The organism is Neorhizobium sp. DAR64872/K0K18 (assembly GCF_050500175.1).
GTDB lineage: Bacteria > Pseudomonadota > Alphaproteobacteria > Rhizobiales > Rhizobiaceae > Neorhizobium > Neorhizobium soli.
Genome location: NZ_CP191446.1, coordinates 3,187,614 through 3,205,089 on the forward strand (window position 1 = coordinate 3,187,614; position 17,476 = coordinate 3,205,089).

A 17,476-nucleotide genomic window follows, 5' to 3' on the forward strand; every position below is an offset into this window, starting at 1 on the left:
CAACTTTAAAGCCAGTAATTGCCTGGAGCAAATTCGTTTCTGTGTGTCATCAATGCGGCGCGGGCGCCAGCCCGGCGATTGCTTCGGCAAAATCCTTCGCCTCGAAAGGCTCGAGATCGTCGACCCCTTCGCCCACACCGACGAAATAGACCGGCAGCTTGTGCTTGGCAGCAATCGCGACGAGGATACCGCCGCGCGCGGTGCCGTCGAGCTTGGTCATGATCAGACCGCTGACGCCGGCGATATTGCGGAAGATCTCGACCTGGTTCATCGCGTTCTGGCCGGTGGTCGCATCGAGCGTCTGCAGCACCGTATGCGGCGCGTCCGGATCGAGCTTGTTCAGCACGCGAACGATCTTTTCGAGTTCCGCCATCAGCTCTGTCTTGTTCTGCAACCGGCCGGCCGTGTCGATGATCAGCACGTCCGACTTGTTGGCACGCGCCTGCTCGAACGCGTCATAGGCAAGACCCGCCGCATCGGCGCCGAGCTTGGTGCCGATGAACTGCGATCCCGTCCGGTCGGCCCAGATTTTCAGCTGCTCGATGGCAGCGGCACGGAACGTATCGCCGGCGGCCAGCATCACCTTCAGCCCCGAGCCCGAAAGTTTTGCCGCCAGCTTGCCGATCGTCGTCGTCTTGCCGGTGCCGTTGACGCCGACGACGAGAATGACATGCGGCTTGTGGCTGAGATCGAGCTGCAACGGCTTGGCAACCGGCGTCAGCACCCTGGTGATCTCCGCCGACATGATGCGCGACACATCCTCGCCGGTCACGTCCTTGCCGTAGCGTTCGGAAGACAGCGTGCCGGTGATCCGCATGGCGGTCTCGACGCCGAGATCGGCCTGGATCAACAGATCCTCGAGATCCTCGAGCGTCTGGTCGTCCAGCTTGCGCTTGGTAAACAGCGCCGCGATCTGGCCGGTGAGCTGCGACGAAGTCCGCGACAGGCCTTCGCGCAGACGCTGGAACCAGGTGAGTTTGGCCGGCGGCACGATGGTGACCGTCTCCGGTGCCGCACTGGCGGTGGAAAAGCCCTTGGGAAGAACGGGCGTCGGCAGTGGAGCGGAATCGACATCTGCGGCCGCTTCCGCTTCCAGCAGCGACAGTGGCACGAGCCCGAGTTCGGAGGTTTCCTCGACACCCGGGAGAATGGCACCCTCGTCCTCTGCGGCAGCCTCGGAAACCGGCTCGTCGACGTCAGCCATGTCGGCCGGCGCATCCGACGCCGGTCCGCCGGCAGTCTCCATCTCGATCGCGGCCACCGGATCGACAGCGGCGACGGGCAGGTCTTCCGCGCGCGTCTTTGGTTCAAGCTCCGCCTGAACGGATTCCGCTTCGCTGATCGGTGCCGGAGCGCGATCTTCGACCTGTTGTTCGGGGGGGACGTCGCCGAAGGTGAAGACGCGTTTGATGAAACTCAGTGCCATAAGAAATCCGTTCCGGTCAGGCCGCCCGCTCTGTGGCGGGAGCGGCCATGACCCGCATGTCGAGATGTTTGCCGTTATGGCCAGTTATCATAATGCGCTGGATGTCCCGGGGAACCAGCCCCGGCACGGCGACCAGCGAAAAGTTTTCGGTATGCGCCATGCCGTTGTTTTCGACGATGACGATCTGTTCGGTCCCCACCATGCGGTCGAGATGGGCTTTATGCAACGCTTCGCCCGTTGCACGAAGCCGTGCTGCACGCTCCTTGACCACTGCCCGGTCGAGCTGCGGCATCCGCGCGGCCGGCGTTCCGGGACGCGGGCTATAGGGGAAAACATGCAGAAAGGAAATGCCGGCGTCCTGCGCAAGCGTCGCCGAATTCTCAAACATCTCTTCCGTCTCGGTCGGAAATCCGGCGATCATGTCGGCGCCGAATGCGATCTCGGGCCGCAGGCGCCGTGCCTGCTCGACAAAGTCCAAGGCTTCGCGGCGACTGTGGCGGCGTTTCATCCGCTTCAGGATCATGTCGTCGCCATGCTGCAGCGAGAGGTGCAGGTGCGGCATGAAGCGCGGCTCGTCGGCGATCAGATCCCAGAGGTGATTGTCCGCCTCGATACTGTCGATCGACGACAGCCGCAGCCGCAGGATATCAGGCACCTGCTTCAGAAGCGTCTTCGCAAGAAGACCGAGCGTCGGCTGGCCGGGAAGGTCGCCGCCGTAGCTGGTGGCATCGACGCCGGTCAGCACGATCTCGCGATACCCGCCTTCGACAAGCCGGCGCGCCTGTTCGACGACCGCGCCCATTGGCACCGAACGGGAATTACCGCGACCATAAGGGATGATGCAGAAGGTGCAGCGATGGTCGCAGCCGTTCTGGACCTGGATGAAGGCCCGCACGTGTCCGTCGATATGGCGGATCATCTGCGGCGCCGTCGCCTTGATGCTCATGATGTCGTTGACGCGAAGTTTCTCTTCCGACGACACGCCGAAATCCGGAAGCGCGCGGTAGGATTGGCTCTTCAGCTTTTCCTCGTTGCCGAGCACCATGTCCACTTCGGGCATGTCGGCAAACGTCTGCTTCTCGGTCTGGGCGGCGCAACCCGTGACGACGATGCGGGCATGAGGATTGTCACGACGCACGCGGCGGATCGTCTGGCGGGCCTGGCGCACGGCTTCGGAGGTTACCGCACAGGTATTGACCAGCACGGCATTGTTGAGCCCTGCCTTTTCGGCCTCCGCCCGCATCACTTCCGATTCGTAGGTGTTCAGCCGACAGCCAAAGGTGATGACCTCGACGCCACTCAATGGACCTTCGCCCCTTGGTAAGCGCCCTGCCCCACATCCTCGTCGCGCGAAAATTCACCGGTGACCGGATCGACCTTGCCGGACCATTCCCATTCCGCTGGACCAGTCATCACCACGTGATCGTCTTCACGCCACTCGATGACGAGCGGCTGCCGGGTGGGCGCCGAGGCAACATCGATGGTCACGGTGCGACCCGTGCGGCCGGTGCGCGCAGCGGAGACGCCGGCGGCACAGGCGGCAGAGCCGCAGGCAAGCGTCAGACCCGCGCCGCGTTCCCACGTGCGGGTGCGCAGCGACGTTTCCGATGTCACCTGCGCCAGGGTGATATTCGCCTTTTCCGGAAAGATCGGATGGTTTTCGAGAAGCGGTCCGAACCGTTCCAGATCGAAGTCCATCGGGTCGCGATCAACCCAGAAGATCGCATGCGGATTGCCGATCGCCATTGCGGACGGCGAATGCAGGATCGGCGCATCGATCGGGCCGATCTGCAGCTCGATCCGGCTGGTATCGTAGAATTCTTCAGACAACGGGATCTTGTCCCAGGCAAAGGCCGGCTTGCCCATATCGACCGAGATCGTGCCATCCTCGTGCTCACGCGCATTGAGAATGCCGGCAACCGTCTGGAAGGTGAAAACCTTGCGGCCAGTCTCGGAGCTCAAGGCCTGCACGACGCAGCGCGTGCCGTTGCCGCAGGCCTGGGCCTTGCTGCCGTCGCAGTTCAGGATGTCGATGAACGCGTCGGTACCCGCTATCTTCGGATCGTGGATCGCCATGATCTGGTCGAACTGGGTCGCAGCATCCGCGTTGAGCGCAACGGCTGCTTCCGGCGTGACCTTGTCGGCGCGACCGCGCATGTCGATGACCAGGATCTTGTTGCCAAGCCCGTTCATGCGCGCAAATTCGACCTGTTCTGCCATGATTGCCAACCCGTGCGGTAATTTACCGGTCATCGGCCGTATATGGCGGAAAACGCCATGAATTGCCAGTAGCGCGCGCAACTTGTGCGGCGAGCGCCATTCTCCGATCGTGTCATCCGAAGATCTGGTCGACCAGCGCATGCACCCGGCGGAACGCCGCCTTGGCACCTTCTGCTGCCTCAAGTTCCTCTGCCTCGGTCAGCAGAAGCTCGTTATAGGCCGAAACGAAATTGCGCCAGTGCAGGCCGCGACCGTCCGTGTGGCCGGCCAGATGCCGCGCACCGAAATCGTCGGACAACCCGAGCTTGGCCGCTTCCTTGCGCAGGAGGGCTGCCCCGAGATTGGAGCCTTCGGCGACGTAGAGCCAGCCAAGCGCGGTCGCAGGGTTCAGGGGGCCGGTCGTCGATCCCAGCTGTTCCGGCACGCCGCCGAGATCCGCGATGTCGTGGCGAAGCGCTTCCAGCCGGCAACGCTCGGCAAGGCCGGGCAGCAGCCGGTTGAGTTCGGCGGCAGCGTAAAGCGGCGCGACATCGGCGTGAAACCGATGCTGGACGTCGAGAAACAAGGCATAGCGCTCGCGATTGGCGAATGGCTCCGCCCGCATGATCCGCTTGTCGAGCGTATCATGCGTACCCGCTGTCTGCGCCTTGAGGCGCTGGATGCGAGTAGCGTCCGTCAGGCGGTCCAGTTCGATCTGCATATCTTGCCCCATTCACTCATGTTTCCGCATCAAGCAAACTGTGGAGCGGCTCGTCAAGCTCCGTCACGCCGGAACGTCGAAAACCTCACCTGCCCGCATCGGCCGGAATCGTTCACGCGCAATACCACGACTGTCGAGCGCCGCAAACAGCGCCTCGACCGGCTGGTCGATGCCCTCGTCCGTCAGCTTGACCGTGCCCCAATGATGCCCGGCAACAAAGGAGGCTCCGCAAAGCTGCATACCTTCGACGGCTTCCTGCGGATCCTGATGCTGCGCCTTCATGAACCAGCGCGGCTCATAGGCGCCGAACGGCAGGTTCGCGAGGCGGAAAGGACCATGCTTACTGCCCGCGGCGCGATAGTTGACGCCCTCGTGAAATCCGGTATCGCCCACATGATAGACCTTGCCGGCCGGCGTTTCAAACACGAAGGCCGCCCACAATGCCTTGCGCCGGTCGCCGAGACCCCGCGCCGACCAGTGATGGCAGGGCTCGCAGTGAAACACGACGCCGGGCGCGACAGTCTCGCTGCCGCCCCAGTCCATGACCGTGATCTTCGCATCCGGAACCTTCGAGCGGATGATCGCATCATTGCCGAGCGGCGTGATGAAATGCGGCTTGTCGCGGCCCTCAAGCACCCACAGCGTCTCGAGATCCAAGTGGTCGTAGTGATTGTGGGTGACGAGCACGATATCAATCGGCGGCAGATCACCGATGCGGATACCCGGCGGATTGACCCGCTTGGGCCCGGCGAAGGAGACCGGACTGGCACGCTCCGACCAGACCGGATCGGTCAGAATATTGACGCCGGCAACCTGGATCAGCAGCGACGCATGGCCGACCATGGTGACGACAAGACGATTGCCGGTCACGCGCGTCTCCGGCACGGCCTGCGGAAACGGGCTGGCAAACGTGTCCGGCCAGGGAATATTGCCGTTGCCGAACTTCCAGCGCAGGAGGTCGAACGTTCCACGCGGCTCCTCTCCGCCGGGATTGAAGAAATGCGTTCCGTCGAAGTGATCGGACACCGGCCCGGAATAATAGCTGTTGGCTGCCATGGCACCTCGTGCGGTCAACCCGCCGGCAAGGGCCACCACTGCGCCGATCCCGGACCATTTGAGAAAATTGCGACGTTTCATGAGGTCTGTTCGATCACCAGGGTTTGCAAGAGCTGCGCCATCAAGGCCACCTCTATCTAGGTTCGCATATATCCCCTATAGAATACGGCAATTCGCGCACGGGCGGAAGCTTGCGGCAACATCAGATCTCCGGCATCTCGTCAGCGGACGCCCTCGCCCGCGGCAAAACCCCGGCGCGCCTTGACTTCCACCCCCATTTCCTGTTTAAGCCCGGCAATCTGCTGACAAGTCCGAGAACTTGGAGCCGCCGACCGGGAGCCGAACTATTCGGAAACCCGGAGGTCAACACCCGACAGCGCGTGGCGCCCTCGGGTGCTATTTGGCTTTGCGTACTCCTTGGTGCCTTGTATTTGCCGGCGAAAGAACCGACGTTTTTGGGCACCCGGAAACGAAGAAGGAATACACGATGTTCGAAAACCTCCAGGACCGTCTTGGCTCCATTCTGAATGGACTGACCGGCCGTGGCGCATTGAGCGAAGCGGATGTATCCGCCGCCCTGCGCGAGGTTCGCCGTGCGCTTCTGGAAGCCGACGTGGCGCTGGAAGTGGTGCGCGCCTTTACCGACAAGGTTCGTGAAAAGGCCGTCGGCGCCGAGGTTCTGAAATCGATCAAGCCCGGCCAGATGGTCGTCAAGATCGTCCATGACGAACTGGTCGAAATGCTCGGGACCGAAGGCGTCGGCATCAGCCTGCATGCCGCGGCCCCTGTTGTCATCATGATGGTCGGTCTGCAGGGTTCGGGTAAAACCACGACATCAGGCAAGATCGCCAAGCGGTTGACCGACCGCGAAAAGAAAAAGGTGCTGATGGCGTCGCTCGATACGCGACGTCCGGCAGCCCAGGAACAGTTGCGCCAGCTCGGCGTCCAGACCGGCGTCGATACGCTGCCGATCATTGCCGGCCAGTCGCCGACCGATATCGCCGCGCGCGCCGTCCAGGCGGCCAAGCTTGGTGGCCACGACGTCGTCATCCTCGACACCGCCGGCCGCACGCATATCGACGAACCGCTGATGGCCGAAATGGCGGAAATCAAGCGGAAGTCCAACCCGCATGAAATCCTGCTGGTCGCCGACTCACTGACCGGCCAGGACGCCGTCAATCTGGCCCGCAATTTCGACGAACGCGTCGGCATTACCGGCCTCGTTCTGACCCGCATGGATGGCGATGGCCGCGGCGGTGCAGCACTTTCGATGCGTGCCGTCACCGGCAAGCCGATCAAGCTGATCGGTGTCGGCGAACGGATGAACGAACTCGAAGAGTTCCATCCCCGCCGCATCGCCGACCGTATTCTCGGCATGGGCGACATCGTCAGCCTGGTCGAAAAGGCAGCCGAAAACATCGACGCTGAAAAAGCAGCGGCGATGGCCAAGAAGATGCAGTCGGGCAAGTTCGACCTGAACGATCTCGCCGACCAGCTGCGCCAGATGAAGTCGCTCGGCGGCATGGGCGGCATCATGGGAATGATGCCCGGCATGGCCGGCATGAAGGACAAGCTTGCCGCATCCGGCATGAGCGACAAGATGTTCGACCGCCAGATCGCCATCATCGGCTCGATGACGAAGGCCGAACGCTCGAACCCGGATATGCTGAAGCACTCCCGCAAGAAGCGCATCGCAGCCGGCTCCGGCACGGACGCGTCCGAAATCAACAAGCTGCTGAAAATGCACCGCCAGATGGCCGACATGATGAAAATGATGGGCGGCAAGGGCAAGGGCGGCATGATGAAGCAGATGATGGGCGGCCTTGCCGGCAAGATGGGTCTTGGTGGTATGGGCGGCGGAATGGGTGGAATGGGCGGCATGCCCGATCTTTCCAAGCTCGATCCCAAGCAGCTGGAAGCCCTGCAGAAGCAGGCCGAAGCTGCCGGCATGAAGCCTGGCTCCATGCCGGGTCTCGGTGGCGGAATGCCGGGTCTCGGTGGAGGAAAGCTCCCCGGCCTTGGCGGCTTCCCGGGTCTTCCCGGCCTGCCTGGCAAGAAGAAGTGAGGGGAGGACGCGATGGTTGACCCTGAGATCAAGGCAAAGCTTTCAAGCTACCGCCAGTCGATCGACAATATCGATGCGGCACTGGTGCATATGCTGGCGGAACGCTTTCGCTGCACCAAGGAAGTGGGCGTCCTCAAAGCCCAATACGATTTGCCGCCGGCAGACCCGGCGCGCGAGGAATACCAGATCGAACGCCTTCGCCGCCTGGCCGACGACGCTCATCTGGACCCGGATTTCGCCGAGAAGTTCCTGAACTTCGTCATCAAGGAAGTCATCCGGCATCATGAAGCCATCGCCGCCGAACACGGCGGTAAGGAAACAGCTTAAACCAATAACGACACGGCCCGCCGGGACGGCGGCCCAGACAAACCTAGGAGTGAATACAATGCCCTTGAAGATCCGTCTTGCCCGTGGTGGCTCGAAGAAGCGTCCTTACTACACGATCGTCGTCGCTGACGCCCGTTCGCCGCGTGACGGCCGCTTCCTGGAAAAGGTCGGTTCGTGGAACCCGATGCTTGCCAAGGACGACGCAAAGCGCGTTGAAGTCAACGTAGAGCGCGTTCAGCATTGGCTCGACAACGGCGCACAGCCGACCGACCGCGTTCTGCGCTTCCTGGCAGAAGCCGGCGTTGGCCAGCGCGATGCCAAGAGCAACCCGGAAAAGGCAAAGCCGGGCAAGAAGGCTCAGGAACGCACTGCCGAGCGCGCAAAGAAGATCGAAGACGCCAAGGCAGCTGCTGCCGCGGAATAAGATCTGCTTCTTTTGCTTCGACGGGTGGTGCGGCAACGCACCGCCCGTTTTGCTGTTTTCATTCAGCCGAGACTGTTTTCATTTCACTGTGTTGCGCTTAAATGGGCGCGAAGAAACCGGAGCCTTCCCGCATGACCAAGCTCGAAAACCCAGTTCTGATGGCAACGATCGGTGCTGCCCAGGGCCTGCGGGGCGAGGTGCGGGTGAAATCCTTTACCGAGGATCCGACGGCGCTCGGCGACTACGGCAACCTTTACACCGCCGACGGCCGCGTCTTCGAGATCCTCGATATCCGCGAAGCGAAAACAGTCGTCATCGTCCGCTTCCGCGGTATCAACAGCCGCGAGGATGCAGAAGCGCTGAACGGCATCGAGCTGTTCGTCGACCGTGACAACCTGCCGGACGAGGAACTGGACGACGACGAATTCTATTACGCCGACCTCGAGGGCTTGGAAGCCGTCGACAAGGACGGCAAGAGCTTTGGCACGGTCAGCGCCGTGTTCGATTTCGGCGCCGGCGATCTCCTGGAGCTGAAAGGCCCCGGCCGTCGTCCGTCGCTCATTCCGTTTACCGAGGCAGCCGTTCTGGAGATCGATCTCGAAGGCGGCAAGATCCTGATCGATCCCGAAGCTGCGGGCCTGATCGAAAACCCGGACGAAGACGACGCGAACTCGAACTTTCCGCGCAAGGACAAGTGACCGCGATGCCGTTTCGCGCGACGGTGCTCACCCTCTATCCGGAAATGTTTCCCGGCCATCTCGGCTTTTCCCTCTCCGGCAAGGCAATGGAACGCGGGCAGTGGTCGCTTGAAGCGATGCAGATCCGTGATTTCGCGGAGGACAAGCACCGTACTGTCGACGACACGCCGGCCGGCGGCGGCGCCGGCATGGTGCTGCGGGCGGATATTCTCGGCAAGGCGATCGATTCCCTCGCAGATGACAACCGTCCCCGCCTGCTGATGAGCCCGCGCGGAAAGCCGCTCAGCCAAAAGCGCGTTCGCGAGCTTGGCGAGGGCGAGGGCGTGGTGATCGTCTGCGGACGTTTCGAAGGCGTCGACCAGCGGGTGATCGATGCACGCCAGCTCGAGGAAGTGTCGATCGGCGACTATATCCTTTCGGGCGGCGAGCCGGCCGCTTTGACGCTGCTCGACAGCGTCGTTCGCATTCTGCCTGGCGTGATGGGCAATGCGCTGTCCGGCACCCACGAAAGCTTCGAGCACGGCCTGCTCGAACACCCGCACTATACGCGTCCACAGGTCTTCGAAGACCGGGAAATCCCCGCTATTCTGACCTCCGGCAACCATGCCGCGATCGAGAAATGGCGGCTCGAACAGTCGCTGCGGCTTACTCGGGAACGCCGCCCGGACCTGCTGAACGAAAGCTAGCCGGTGACGAAATAGTAGACGGTCAGGCCTGCGCCGACCGCTACCACGCACCAGCGCAGCACTGCCTGCGGAACGCGCCGTGCGAGCCACACGCCGCAATAGCCGCCGAGCGCTCCCGCTGGCATCATGATGATCGTTTCCGGCCAGGCAATCACGCCGCCGCCGACGAAGACGACGATCGCGACGCCGGCAATCAACGCCGCCAGCATGTTCTTCAGCGCATTGAGATGATGATAGCTGCCGCCGGTCGTCATACCCAGCACCGCCAGCATCATGATCCCCATCCCGGCCCCGAAGAAGCCGCCATAGATCGAGGTCAGGAACTGGCCGATGACCGAAAGGGGCGAGTTGGCAGGCCGCTCGGCCGAGGCCTTCGGCTTTAGCCATGGGCCTGCGGCAAACACGGCGGTAGCAGCGCCCAGGAGCCACGGCACGACCTGGCGAAACGCGTCATTGTCGAGCGCCAGCAGGATCAACGCTCCCAAAATCGAGCCGATGACGGAGACGATTGCGAGCGCCAAAGCACTTCGCCAGTGCCTGGCAATCTCGCGGCGATAGGCAAGCGTCGAGGTGACATAGCCCGGAAACTGCACGATCGACGATGTTGCGTTGGCCGCGATCGGCGGCACGCCGGCAAGCGTCAAGGCGCCGAAAACGAGAAACGTTCCGCCGCCGGCAATCGCGTTGGCGGCACCCGAGAAAAAGCCGGCAGCGGCCAGCAGCACCACCATGGTGATCGACATGAATCCTCCCGAATTCTTTTCGGTCAGCCTTTAGACCTGCTATAGAGAGGCAGCAAGCGGCGAAAACGCCACCGATCGCCACAAAATTGCGGCATGCCCGATGACAAGCGCATGCCTTTCGTGTAATGGCGCGAACGGAAATGGGAAAACTGTCCCGTCTGCCAGCAACAAAGAATGGCGAAACGCTCTGCCGCAAGGCAGATCCAGAGGCTTTGACCAACGGATCCTAAGAGCGCTCTGGCTGTTTCAGAAAAACCTGAGGTTTGACACATGAACATCATCCAGCAGCTTGAGGCCGAACAGGTCGCCAAGATCGAAGCCAAGCGCTCGCTTCCAGAATTTTCCCCGGGCGACACCGTCCGCGTCAACGTCCGCGTGACGGAAGGCACCCGTACCCGCGTACAGGCCTATGAAGGCGTTTGCATCGCCCGTTCCGGCGGCGGCATCAACGAAAGCTTCACCGTTCGCAAGATCTCCTACGGCGAAGGCGTCGAGCGCGTATTCCCGGTCTACTCGCCGCTCGTCGAAGGCGTCGAAATCGTTCGCCGCGGTCGCGTCCGTCGCGCCAAGCTGTACTACCTGCGCGATCGTCGCGGTAAGTCGGCTCGTATCGTCGAGAACACCGGCACGCGTGCACGCAAGCTGAACGAAGCCGAGCGCGCTGCAGTTGTCGAAGAAAAGGCACGCATCGAAGCTGAAAAGATCGCAGCAGCACAGGCTCTCGCCGCCGACAAGGCAGCAGCAGAAGCCGCTGAAGCGAAGGCTGCGGAAGAAGCAAAGGCTGCAGAAGCAGCATCTGCTGAATAAGATTTCCCTTCATGGGATGCGAAAAGGCGGCCGTTTGGCCGCCTTTTTTATTGCCTGCGGTTGCCCTCGGGCATTGATATCGACCCCACTGCAGTTGCGTCTGCAAAGGCAAACCCAGCGATCTTCGTCTGAGGGAATGGTTGTGCTTGTCTTCCCGCAGAAATTGGTGAGATTTGGCTGAGATATTTCTCTTGAGGATCGCCCCATGCTGAAAAGACGTTTTGTCATTGCCGCCCTCGCAGTTGCAAGCCTGGCACCGGTCACTGCTTTTGCGCAAAACCTGCCGGACCTGAAGGCCCGTTCCGTGGTCGTCGTTACCGAAAACGCCTACCCGCCCCTGCAGTTCGTCGATCCGAAGACGGGCCAGACGATCGGCTGGGAGTATGATGCGATGAACGAGATCGCCAAGCGGCTGAATTTCAAGGTCGAGTACCAGAATGTCAGCTGGGACGCGATGATCCAGGCCGTGTCCGATGGCCAGTACGACATCGGCATGACCGGCATCACCATCAAGGATGAACGCAAGGCACAGGTCGATTTCTCCGATCCCTACCTGCGCTCCGAACAGTTCATGCTGGTACGTGGCGACGAAACCCGCTTTGCCGACGAAAAGGCCTTCGCTGCCGTGGACGGCGCGCTGATCGGCGCCCAGCCGGGCACCTCGCCCTTCTATACAGCCGTCTACAGCATCCTCGACGGCAACGAGCAGAACCCGCGCATCAAGCTGTTCGAAACCTTCGGCGCAACCGTGCAGGCGTTGAAAGGCGGCGATGTCGATCTCGTCCTGACCGACAGCGTTGCGGCGAAAGGCTATGTCGACGCGTCGAACGGCGGGCTGAAGGTGATCGGCGGCCCGCTCGGCGCCGAAGATTTCGGCTTCATCTTCAAGAAGGGATCGGATCTGGCCGCCCCCGTCAACGCCGCGATCGCCGCGCTGAAAGCCGACGGCACGCTGGATGCCCTGAACAAGAAATGGTTCCTCGACTACAAGATGGGCCAGTGACCACCAAGATGGCAGTCCCTGCGGACAGGGTCGAAACCTGATGAACTTCCAGACCCTGCCGACATCGGGCGGCGATGGTGATCGTCCGTGGTGGCTCGCAGCCGTCGTCGTCATAGGCCTCGCGATCGCAGCCGTGATCGTCGTCAACGATCTCTATGCCCAGGTTTTCGCCACCGTCTCGCGCGGCATCTGGGTGACGGTGTTCGTGACGGTCACGGCCTTCGTGCTTGCCACCGCTCTGGGGCTGGCCATCGCCCTTGCGGGCCTTTCCGATCGCCTCGCGCTCCGGCAAGCGGCGCGATTCTACGTGGAAGTCGTGCGCGGCATCCCCATCCTGGTTCTATTGTTCTACATTGCCTTTGCCGGCGCACCGGCGATCGTCGGTTTTTACAATGTCCTGATCGCGCCGCTGGTCGACGGCGGCTTTCTCGAGCCGATGCAGGTCCGTGATCTCTCTTTGATGTGGCGTGCGATCATTGCGCTGACGATCGGCTATTCGGCCTTTATCGCCGAGATCTTTCGCGCCGGTTTCCAGTCCATCGATCGCGGCCAGGTCGAAGCGGCCATGGCGCTCGGGCTGACGCGGGGTCAGCGCTTTCGCCTTGTCGTGTTTCCGCAAGCGATACGGGTGATCTTCCCGCCGCTCTCGAACGACTTCGTTGCCATGGTGAAGGACAGTTCCCTCGTCTCGGTTCTCGGCGTCGCCGATATCAGCCAGGCCGGCAAGATCTATGCGTCCGGCTCGTTCCGGTTTTTCGAGACCTATTCGATCGTCGCCTATATCTACCTGATCCTGACGATCGGCCTGTCGATCGCCTTGCGGCAGGTCGAAAAGAAGATGCGGGAACAGGGGATCAGAAAGGCAAGCCGCCGATAGTGCGGCGCAGGACGTTTCCTTTGCGAGCCGTCAGGAGGACCTGAGGACGAACCTGTCGCGGCCGGAGGCCTTCGCCTCGTACAGCGCTTCGTCCACGGCCTGCAAAAGGCTGAGGCGATCCGACCCTGCATGCGGCGCAAGGGCAGCACCCACGCTCAGACGTGCATTGACGATATGCCTGCCCACGGCAAACGGGCTGCGGAACCGTTTCACGAGGCGTTCCGAAAGACCGGCCAGCGCATCGGCATTGGCAAGGTTCGGAACAAAGACGGCGAACTCGTCGCCACCCATCCTGACGGCAATTTCCTGGACACCGAGGCATTCGGTAATGCGTTGCGCCGCCTGCTTCAGCACTTCATCGCCCGCGGGATGGCCGAGCGTGTCGTTGATCGTCTTGAAACCGTCCATATCCATGTAGAGAACGCCGACAGTCTGGTGCGCCGAAAACGCATCGGCCAGCATGCCGTCGACGATCGAGACCAGCGCCGCGCGATTGTAGAAACCGGTCATCGGATCGGTGATCGCGGCCAGCCGCAGCTTTTCCTCGGCAAAGCCCATCACATGATTTGCCTTCTGAAGCCGCAAAAGACCGCTCGCCACCTCGGCGAAATGCATGAGATTGGCGATCTCCCGGTCGCTGAATTCGCGCGGCTCCGTATCGAGAAGGCAGAAGGCACCAACGGGAAGACCTGGCTCCAGCGCGACCGGCGCACCAGCATAGGACCTGAAACCCGGCTCGCCCAGCACATAAGGAAGATCGCGCAGTTCCGGATGGCGGGCAAGATCGGGAACCACCACGACCTCGTTGTCGAACACGACACGGGAGCAGATCGAGATGTCGCGCGGGCATTCGCTCGTTCGAATGCCAACTTGGCAGGCCACCCGATGCCAATCGGCGTCGACGATGTTGACGGCCGCATAAGGCGTCGTGAACACATCCTTGGCAAGCTTCACCAGCGCCTCGAGCTCCGGCGTGGAGGGTCCGTCGGCGGAAATCAGGGCCCGCACAGAGAGCAGGCGTTCAGCCTCGTTGTCGGGAAGCTGGGCTGGCAAAGCCATTCTCGTCTCCTCTTTCAGGCCCGGGAGGCGCTGCAGACCGGCCCCCCATGAGGGGGTTCCTTTAGTAGCGTTCTCGCATGTACGTTTTCTGGAGGCAATTGCCGAGAATTCAAAAAACTGCTACACCCTTTGCCATGGGATCGAAATTCGGATGTCTCGCGAACCGCATGATCGTGCTGCAGGACCACAAGCGTCTGCCGTCACGCTTTTTTGCGCGCGTATCCGGCGCTCTATGCAGCCGACTTAGCTGACCGGGCAGACATGTCCGGCGCGGCCTAAGATGCCGCCTCTATTTCCCCATCCATTCTCAATCTTATTGGACCGCAGCCATGAGCGCACCTCGTACTTTGTATGACAAGATCTGGGACGACCACGTCGTCTCCCGTGATGAAAACGATACCTGTCTTCTCTATATCGACCGTCACCTGGTGCATGAGGTGACGAGCCCGCAGGCCTTCGAGGGCCTGCGCCTGGCCGGACGCAAGGTGCGCTCGCCGCAGCGCACGCTTGCCGTCGTCGACCACAACGTGCCCACCTCGCCTGACCGTCACCTCGGCATCAAGAACGAGGAGAGCCGCATCCAGGTCGAGGCGCTGGCGGAAAACGCCAGGGATTTCGGCGTCGAATACTTTTCCGAAAGCGATGTCCGCCAGGGTATCGTCCATATCGTCGGGCCGGAACAGGGTTTTACCCTGCCGGGCATGACGATCGTCTGCGGTGACAGCCATACCTCGACGCACGGCGCCTTCGGTTCGCTGGCGCACGGGATCGGCACATCGGAAGTGGAGCACGTTCTGGCCACCCAGACGCTGCTGCAGACCAAGGCGAAGAACATGCTGGTCCGCGTCGACGGCAAACTGCCGGCGGGCGTCACGGCAAAGGACGTCATCCTGTCGATCATCGGCGAAATCGGCACGGCCGGCGGCACCGGACACGTCATCGAGTTTGCCGGCGAGGCGATCCGGTCGCTCTCCATGGAAGGCCGCATGACCGTCTGCAACATGACGATCGAAGGCGGCGCCCGTGCCGGCCTGATCGCGCCTGACGAGACGACGTTCGAGTATATCAAGGGTAAGCCGCGCGCGCCGAAGGGCACGGCGTGGGATATGGCCGTCGACTACTGGAAGACGCTGCATACGGACGAAGGCGCTCATTACGACAAGGTCGTGGTGCTGGACGCAGCCGCCCTGCCCCCGATCGTTTCCTGGGGCTCCTCGCCCGAGGACGTGACCACGATCGAAGGCACGGTTCCCGATCCCGACCAGATCAAGGACGAAAACAAGCGCACCTCCAAATGGCGCGCGCTCGAGTATATGGGCCTGACGCCGGGCACGAAGATGACCGACATCACCATCGATCGCGTCTTTATCGGCTCCTGCACCAACGGCCGCATCGAGGATCTGCGCGCTGCGGCAAAGATGGTCGAAGGCAAGACCGTGGCGCCCACTGTCTCGGCCATGGTCGTTCCGGGCTCCGGCCTCGTCAAGAAACAGGCGGAAGCCGAAGGTCTCGACCGGATCTTCAAGAATGCCGGTTTCGATTGGCGCGAGCCGGGCTGCTCCATGTGCCTTGCCATGAACGACGACCGCCTCAACCCCTATGAACGTTGCGCTTCGACCTCGAACCGCAATTTCGAGGGCCGTCAGGGCTCCAAGGGCCGCACCCACCTCGTCTCCCCCGCCATGGCCGCCGCCGCCGCCGTCGCCGGCCGCTTCGTGGATATCCGCGACTGGAAATAGGCTGAAGGCTCTTCATGCCAGACAAGCGAAGCCGCTGGATGTGAAAGCATCCGGCGGCTTTTTGTTGCGATGAACAGCGCTCACAGCCGGTTCAGGAAAACACGTTTGACCTTTCGGGACGCGCCAATACGGTAGATTATTTAAGGAGAACGGTACGGCAATGCCTGTCTGCCCGCTCCGTCTTTTGCCGCGGGCCTGAAGGATCGCCAAGCAATGAGCCCGACCGTCATCGCGCTGGCGCTTACAGCCGCCGTCATGCATGCCAGCTGGAATGCATTCCTGCGCTCGGGCGCCGACAGGCTATGGTCGATCACCGTGATGGGCATCACGGGCATTCTCGCCGCTCTTCCGGTCATGCTGTGGTTTCCATCGCCGACGGCCGCAGGCCTCGGGTTTATCCTCGCCTCATCATTGCTGCAGGTGGCCTACAGTATCTTCCTCGTCTTCGCCTACCGGCTGGGCGACCTCGGACAGGTCTACCCGATCGTGCGCGGCTCCGTGCCGCTTCTGGTGTCACTCGGCGGCTTCCTGATGATGGGACAAACGCTCACCTCTTCCCAGATTCTCGGCGTAATCCTGGTAGCGGCTGGCATCATGAGCCTCTCGACCGGCAGCCAGCGCGCGCCGACCACGTCCATTTTGTGGGCGCTGCTAACCGGCCTGATCATCGCCACCTACGCGACGGTTGATTCTATCGGCGTGCGCTATTTGGCCGATCCGAAGGCCTATGCCGCCTGGGTGCTGTTCACCTATGGCGTGCTGCTGATTGTCGCCTATACGCTGATGCGGGGGCGCTTGCGCCTGGACATCCGCGAGCGGGAAACCCGCAAGGCCCTGCTGGCCGGCATCTTCGTGCTGATCGCCTATGGCGTCGTCATCATCGCCTACTCCATGGGACCTGCCGGCCCCATCACCGCCATCCGCGAAACGAGCGTGGTCTTCGCGATGATCATCGGCAGGCTGTTCCTCGGCGAGACACTCACACCGAAGCGCATCGTGGCAGGGCTCATCGTGGCGGCCGGTGCGATTGCCATCGGCCAGTAACTCAGACGACCCTCACCCCATCACCCTTACAAGCGTCCCCTTGGGCGGATCAGGTGGAAGAAGATGGCCGAGCCGCCGTGGCGCTTGCGCGAGGTGATGTTCCAGTCGAGCACGAGGCAGATATCGTAGAGCTCGTCGGCCCGCTTCATCTCCTCATGACTGGGCTTGAACGGGGCCTTCACCAGACGGTTGTAGGCCGGGTGCTTCGGCTCGTCGCACCAGAGCATGTCGCGGCCGATGCGGCGAAGCGGAAGCCGCGTGGCCGGCACCGAAAGACGGTCGCCGCGGATGAAGCCGCTGATGATCCGCATCGCGGCAATCGGCGTTCCTCCGTCGCCTTCGCGCTTGAAGGCGGTCGTTCCGGATCGCCCCAGTGCTGCCTGAACGGTGATCCCGCCGCATGTCACGATGGCACGCCGGCGGTCTCGCGGCGCGGTACGAACCACGACCACGGGTCCGGTTTTGTGATCTTTCTCGCGAAAGCGATGCATTTCACTCACAAGGTTTTGCTTTGAATATGATTTCGTTTGAATTCATAGCGGGTTGGGTTTTACATCGAAGATCCCTAGATACGTCTTACAAACGCAATAGGCGCTACGGAA

Annotated in this window: 17 protein-coding genes and 1 pseudogene; 10 read left to right on the forward strand and 8 right to left on the reverse strand. The window is 62.0% G+C overall.

Annotation, left to right across the window (positions count from 1 at the left end):
- Positions 1 to 49: 49 nt before the first annotated feature.
- The 5 genes from ftsY to ACQY1P_RS21080 form a co-directional block, all read right to left on the reverse strand.
- Positions 50 to 1,426, reverse strand: coding sequence for a signal recognition particle-docking protein FtsY (gene ftsY / locus ACQY1P_RS21060; protein WP_430255314.1), 1,377 nt, complete (start codon positions 1,424 to 1,426; stop codon positions 50 to 52).
- Positions 1,427 to 1,442: 16 nt separating this feature from the next.
- On the reverse strand, positions 1,443 to 2,729 hold the full coding sequence (gene mtaB / locus ACQY1P_RS21065) for a tRNA (N(6)-L-threonylcarbamoyladenosine(37)-C(2))-methylthiotransferase MtaB (RefSeq protein ID WP_430255316.1): 1,287 nt from the start codon (positions 2,727 to 2,729) through the stop codon (positions 1,443 to 1,445).
- Positions 2,726 to 3,646, reverse strand: a complete 921-nt coding sequence (gene dapF, locus ACQY1P_RS21070; RefSeq protein ID WP_430255318.1) for a diaminopimelate epimerase — start codon at positions 3,644 to 3,646, stop codon at positions 2,726 to 2,728. Before dapF ends, mtaB begins: the two co-directional genes overlap by 4 nt.
- Positions 3,647 to 3,758: 112 nt before the next feature.
- Positions 3,759 to 4,346 carry a biliverdin-producing heme oxygenase gene (locus ACQY1P_RS21075; protein ID WP_430255320.1) on the reverse strand — a complete coding sequence of 196 codons (588 nt, stop codon included), beginning with the start codon at positions 4,344 to 4,346 and terminating at the stop codon, positions 3,759 to 3,761.
- Between the two features lie 63 nt (positions 4,347 to 4,409).
- Entirely contained in the window at positions 4,410 to 5,483 is a 1,074-nt protein-coding gene (locus ACQY1P_RS21080; protein WP_430255322.1) for an MBL fold metallo-hydrolase, read from the reverse strand.
- 406 nt (positions 5,484 to 5,889) lie between these two features.
- On the opposite strand from ACQY1P_RS21080, the gene ffh reads away from it, so the two are divergent.
- From ffh to trmD, 5 genes are all read left to right on the forward strand, one after another.
- Positions 5,890 to 7,467: a signal recognition particle protein gene (gene ffh / locus ACQY1P_RS21085; RefSeq protein WP_113111705.1), complete on the forward strand. Its 1,578-nt coding sequence runs from the start codon at positions 5,890 to 5,892 to the stop codon at positions 7,465 to 7,467.
- A gap of 12 nt (positions 7,468 to 7,479) precedes the next feature.
- Positions 7,480 to 7,794 (forward strand): chorismate mutase, encoded by a 315-nt coding sequence (locus ACQY1P_RS21090; RefSeq protein WP_062462309.1) that lies wholly within the window; start codon positions 7,480 to 7,482, stop codon positions 7,792 to 7,794.
- Positions 7,795 to 7,852: 58 nt separating this feature from the next.
- Complete coding sequence (rpsP, locus tag ACQY1P_RS21095; RefSeq protein ID WP_062462306.1) at positions 7,853 to 8,218, forward strand: 30S ribosomal protein S16; 366 nt, start codon at positions 7,853 to 7,855, stop codon at positions 8,216 to 8,218.
- 131 nt (positions 8,219 to 8,349) lie between these two features.
- Positions 8,350 to 8,916, forward strand: coding sequence for a ribosome maturation factor RimM (rimM, locus tag ACQY1P_RS21100; protein WP_062583011.1), 567 nt, complete (start codon positions 8,350 to 8,352; stop codon positions 8,914 to 8,916).
- 5 nt (positions 8,917 to 8,921) lie between these two features.
- Entirely contained in the window at positions 8,922 to 9,602 is a 681-nt protein-coding gene (gene trmD, locus ACQY1P_RS21105) for a tRNA (guanosine(37)-N1)-methyltransferase TrmD (RefSeq protein WP_113111881.1), read from the forward strand.
- Here trmD and ACQY1P_RS21110 read toward each other — a convergent pair.
- The gene (locus ACQY1P_RS21110; RefSeq protein WP_430255326.1) at positions 9,599 to 10,345 is read right to left on the reverse strand and encodes a sulfite exporter TauE/SafE family protein; all 747 of its coding nucleotides are present in this window, start codon (positions 10,343 to 10,345) and stop codon (positions 9,599 to 9,601) included. The genes trmD and ACQY1P_RS21110 overlap by 4 nt on opposite strands.
- A gap of 270 nt (positions 10,346 to 10,615) precedes the next feature.
- Here ACQY1P_RS21110 and rplS point away from each other — a divergent pair, with 270 nt between their 5' ends.
- From rplS to ACQY1P_RS21125, 3 genes are all read left to right on the forward strand, one after another.
- A complete protein-coding gene (rplS, locus tag ACQY1P_RS21115) occupies positions 10,616 to 11,152 on the forward strand; it encodes a 50S ribosomal protein L19 (RefSeq protein WP_062462300.1) in 537 nt (178 codons plus the stop codon).
- 205 nt (positions 11,153 to 11,357) lie between these two features.
- Positions 11,358 to 12,155 carry a transporter substrate-binding domain-containing protein gene (locus tag ACQY1P_RS21120; RefSeq protein ID WP_113165676.1) on the forward strand — a complete coding sequence of 266 codons (798 nt, stop codon included), beginning with the start codon at positions 11,358 to 11,360 and terminating at the stop codon, positions 12,153 to 12,155.
- A 40-nt stretch (positions 12,156 to 12,195) separates the two neighbouring features.
- Entirely contained in the window at positions 12,196 to 13,032 is an 837-nt protein-coding gene (locus tag ACQY1P_RS21125) for an amino acid ABC transporter permease (protein ID WP_430255328.1), read from the forward strand.
- Positions 13,033 to 13,062: 30 nt separating this feature from the next.
- Here the strand turns inward: ACQY1P_RS21125 and ACQY1P_RS21130 are convergent, their stop codons facing one another.
- Complete coding sequence (locus ACQY1P_RS21130; RefSeq protein ID WP_113165674.1) at positions 13,063 to 14,091, reverse strand: sensor domain-containing diguanylate cyclase; 1,029 nt, start codon at positions 14,089 to 14,091, stop codon at positions 13,063 to 13,065.
- Positions 14,092 to 14,420: 329 nt separating this feature from the next.
- Here ACQY1P_RS21130 and leuC point away from each other — a divergent pair, with 329 nt between their 5' ends.
- Both leuC and ACQY1P_RS21140 read left to right on the forward strand, forming a co-directional pair.
- Positions 14,421 to 15,830, forward strand: coding sequence for a 3-isopropylmalate dehydratase large subunit (leuC, locus tag ACQY1P_RS21135; protein ID WP_430255330.1), 1,410 nt, complete (start codon positions 14,421 to 14,423; stop codon positions 15,828 to 15,830).
- Between the two features lie 213 nt (positions 15,831 to 16,043).
- Complete coding sequence (locus ACQY1P_RS21140) at positions 16,044 to 16,874, forward strand: EamA family transporter (RefSeq protein WP_430255332.1); 831 nt, start codon at positions 16,044 to 16,046, stop codon at positions 16,872 to 16,874.
- A gap of 41 nt (positions 16,875 to 16,915) precedes the next feature.
- On the opposite strand, the pseudogene ACQY1P_RS21145 reads toward ACQY1P_RS21140, so the two are convergent.
- Positions 16,916 to 17,365, reverse strand: a pseudogene (locus tag ACQY1P_RS21145) (L,D-transpeptidase family protein); the annotation flags it as partial.
- Between the last annotated feature and the right edge of the window lie 111 nt (positions 17,366 to 17,476).

Bases quoted from the DNA above. Each gene is read 5' to 3' on its own strand.
- ACQY1P_RS21125 (WP_430255328.1), top strand. From the start codon at position 12,196: ATGAACTTCCAGACCCTGCCGACATCGGGCGGCGATGGTGATCGTCCG.
- ACQY1P_RS21140 (WP_430255332.1), top strand. From the start codon at position 16,044: ATGAGCCCGACCGTCATCGCGCTGGCGCTTACAGCCGCCGTCATGCAT.
- ffh (WP_113111705.1), top strand. From the start codon at position 5,890: ATGTTCGAAAACCTCCAGGACCGTCTTGGCTCCATTCTGAATGGACTG.
- rplS (WP_062462300.1), top strand. From the start codon at position 10,616: ATGAACATCATCCAGCAGCTTGAGGCCGAACAGGTCGCCAAGATCGAA.
- ACQY1P_RS21075 (WP_430255320.1), bottom strand. From the start codon at position 4,346: ATGCAGATCGAACTGGACCGCCTGACGGACGCTACTCGCATCCAGCGC.
- ACQY1P_RS21110 (WP_430255326.1), bottom strand. From the start codon at position 10,345: ATGTCGATCACCATGGTGGTGCTGCTGGCCGCTGCCGGCTTTTTCTCG.
- ACQY1P_RS21090 (WP_062462309.1), top strand. From the start codon at position 7,480: ATGGTTGACCCTGAGATCAAGGCAAAGCTTTCAAGCTACCGCCAGTCG.
- ACQY1P_RS21080 (WP_430255322.1), bottom strand. From the start codon at position 5,483: ATGAAACGTCGCAATTTTCTCAAATGGTCCGGGATCGGCGCAGTGGTG.
- leuC (WP_430255330.1), top strand. From the start codon at position 14,421: ATGAGCGCACCTCGTACTTTGTATGACAAGATCTGGGACGACCACGTC.
- rpsP (WP_062462306.1), top strand. From the start codon at position 7,853: ATGCCCTTGAAGATCCGTCTTGCCCGTGGTGGCTCGAAGAAGCGTCCT.
- rimM (WP_062583011.1), top strand. From the start codon at position 8,350: ATGACCAAGCTCGAAAACCCAGTTCTGATGGCAACGATCGGTGCTGCC.
- ftsY (WP_430255314.1), bottom strand. From the start codon at position 1,426: ATGGCACTGAGTTTCATCAAACGCGTCTTCACCTTCGGCGACGTCCCC.
- ACQY1P_RS21130 (WP_113165674.1), bottom strand. From the start codon at position 14,091: ATGGCTTTGCCAGCCCAGCTTCCCGACAACGAGGCTGAACGCCTGCTC.
- dapF (WP_430255318.1), bottom strand. From the start codon at position 3,646: ATGGCAGAACAGGTCGAATTTGCGCGCATGAACGGGCTTGGCAACAAG.
- trmD (WP_113111881.1), top strand. From the start codon at position 8,922: ATGCCGTTTCGCGCGACGGTGCTCACCCTCTATCCGGAAATGTTTCCC.
- ACQY1P_RS21120 (WP_113165676.1), top strand. From the start codon at position 11,358: ATGCTGAAAAGACGTTTTGTCATTGCCGCCCTCGCAGTTGCAAGCCTG.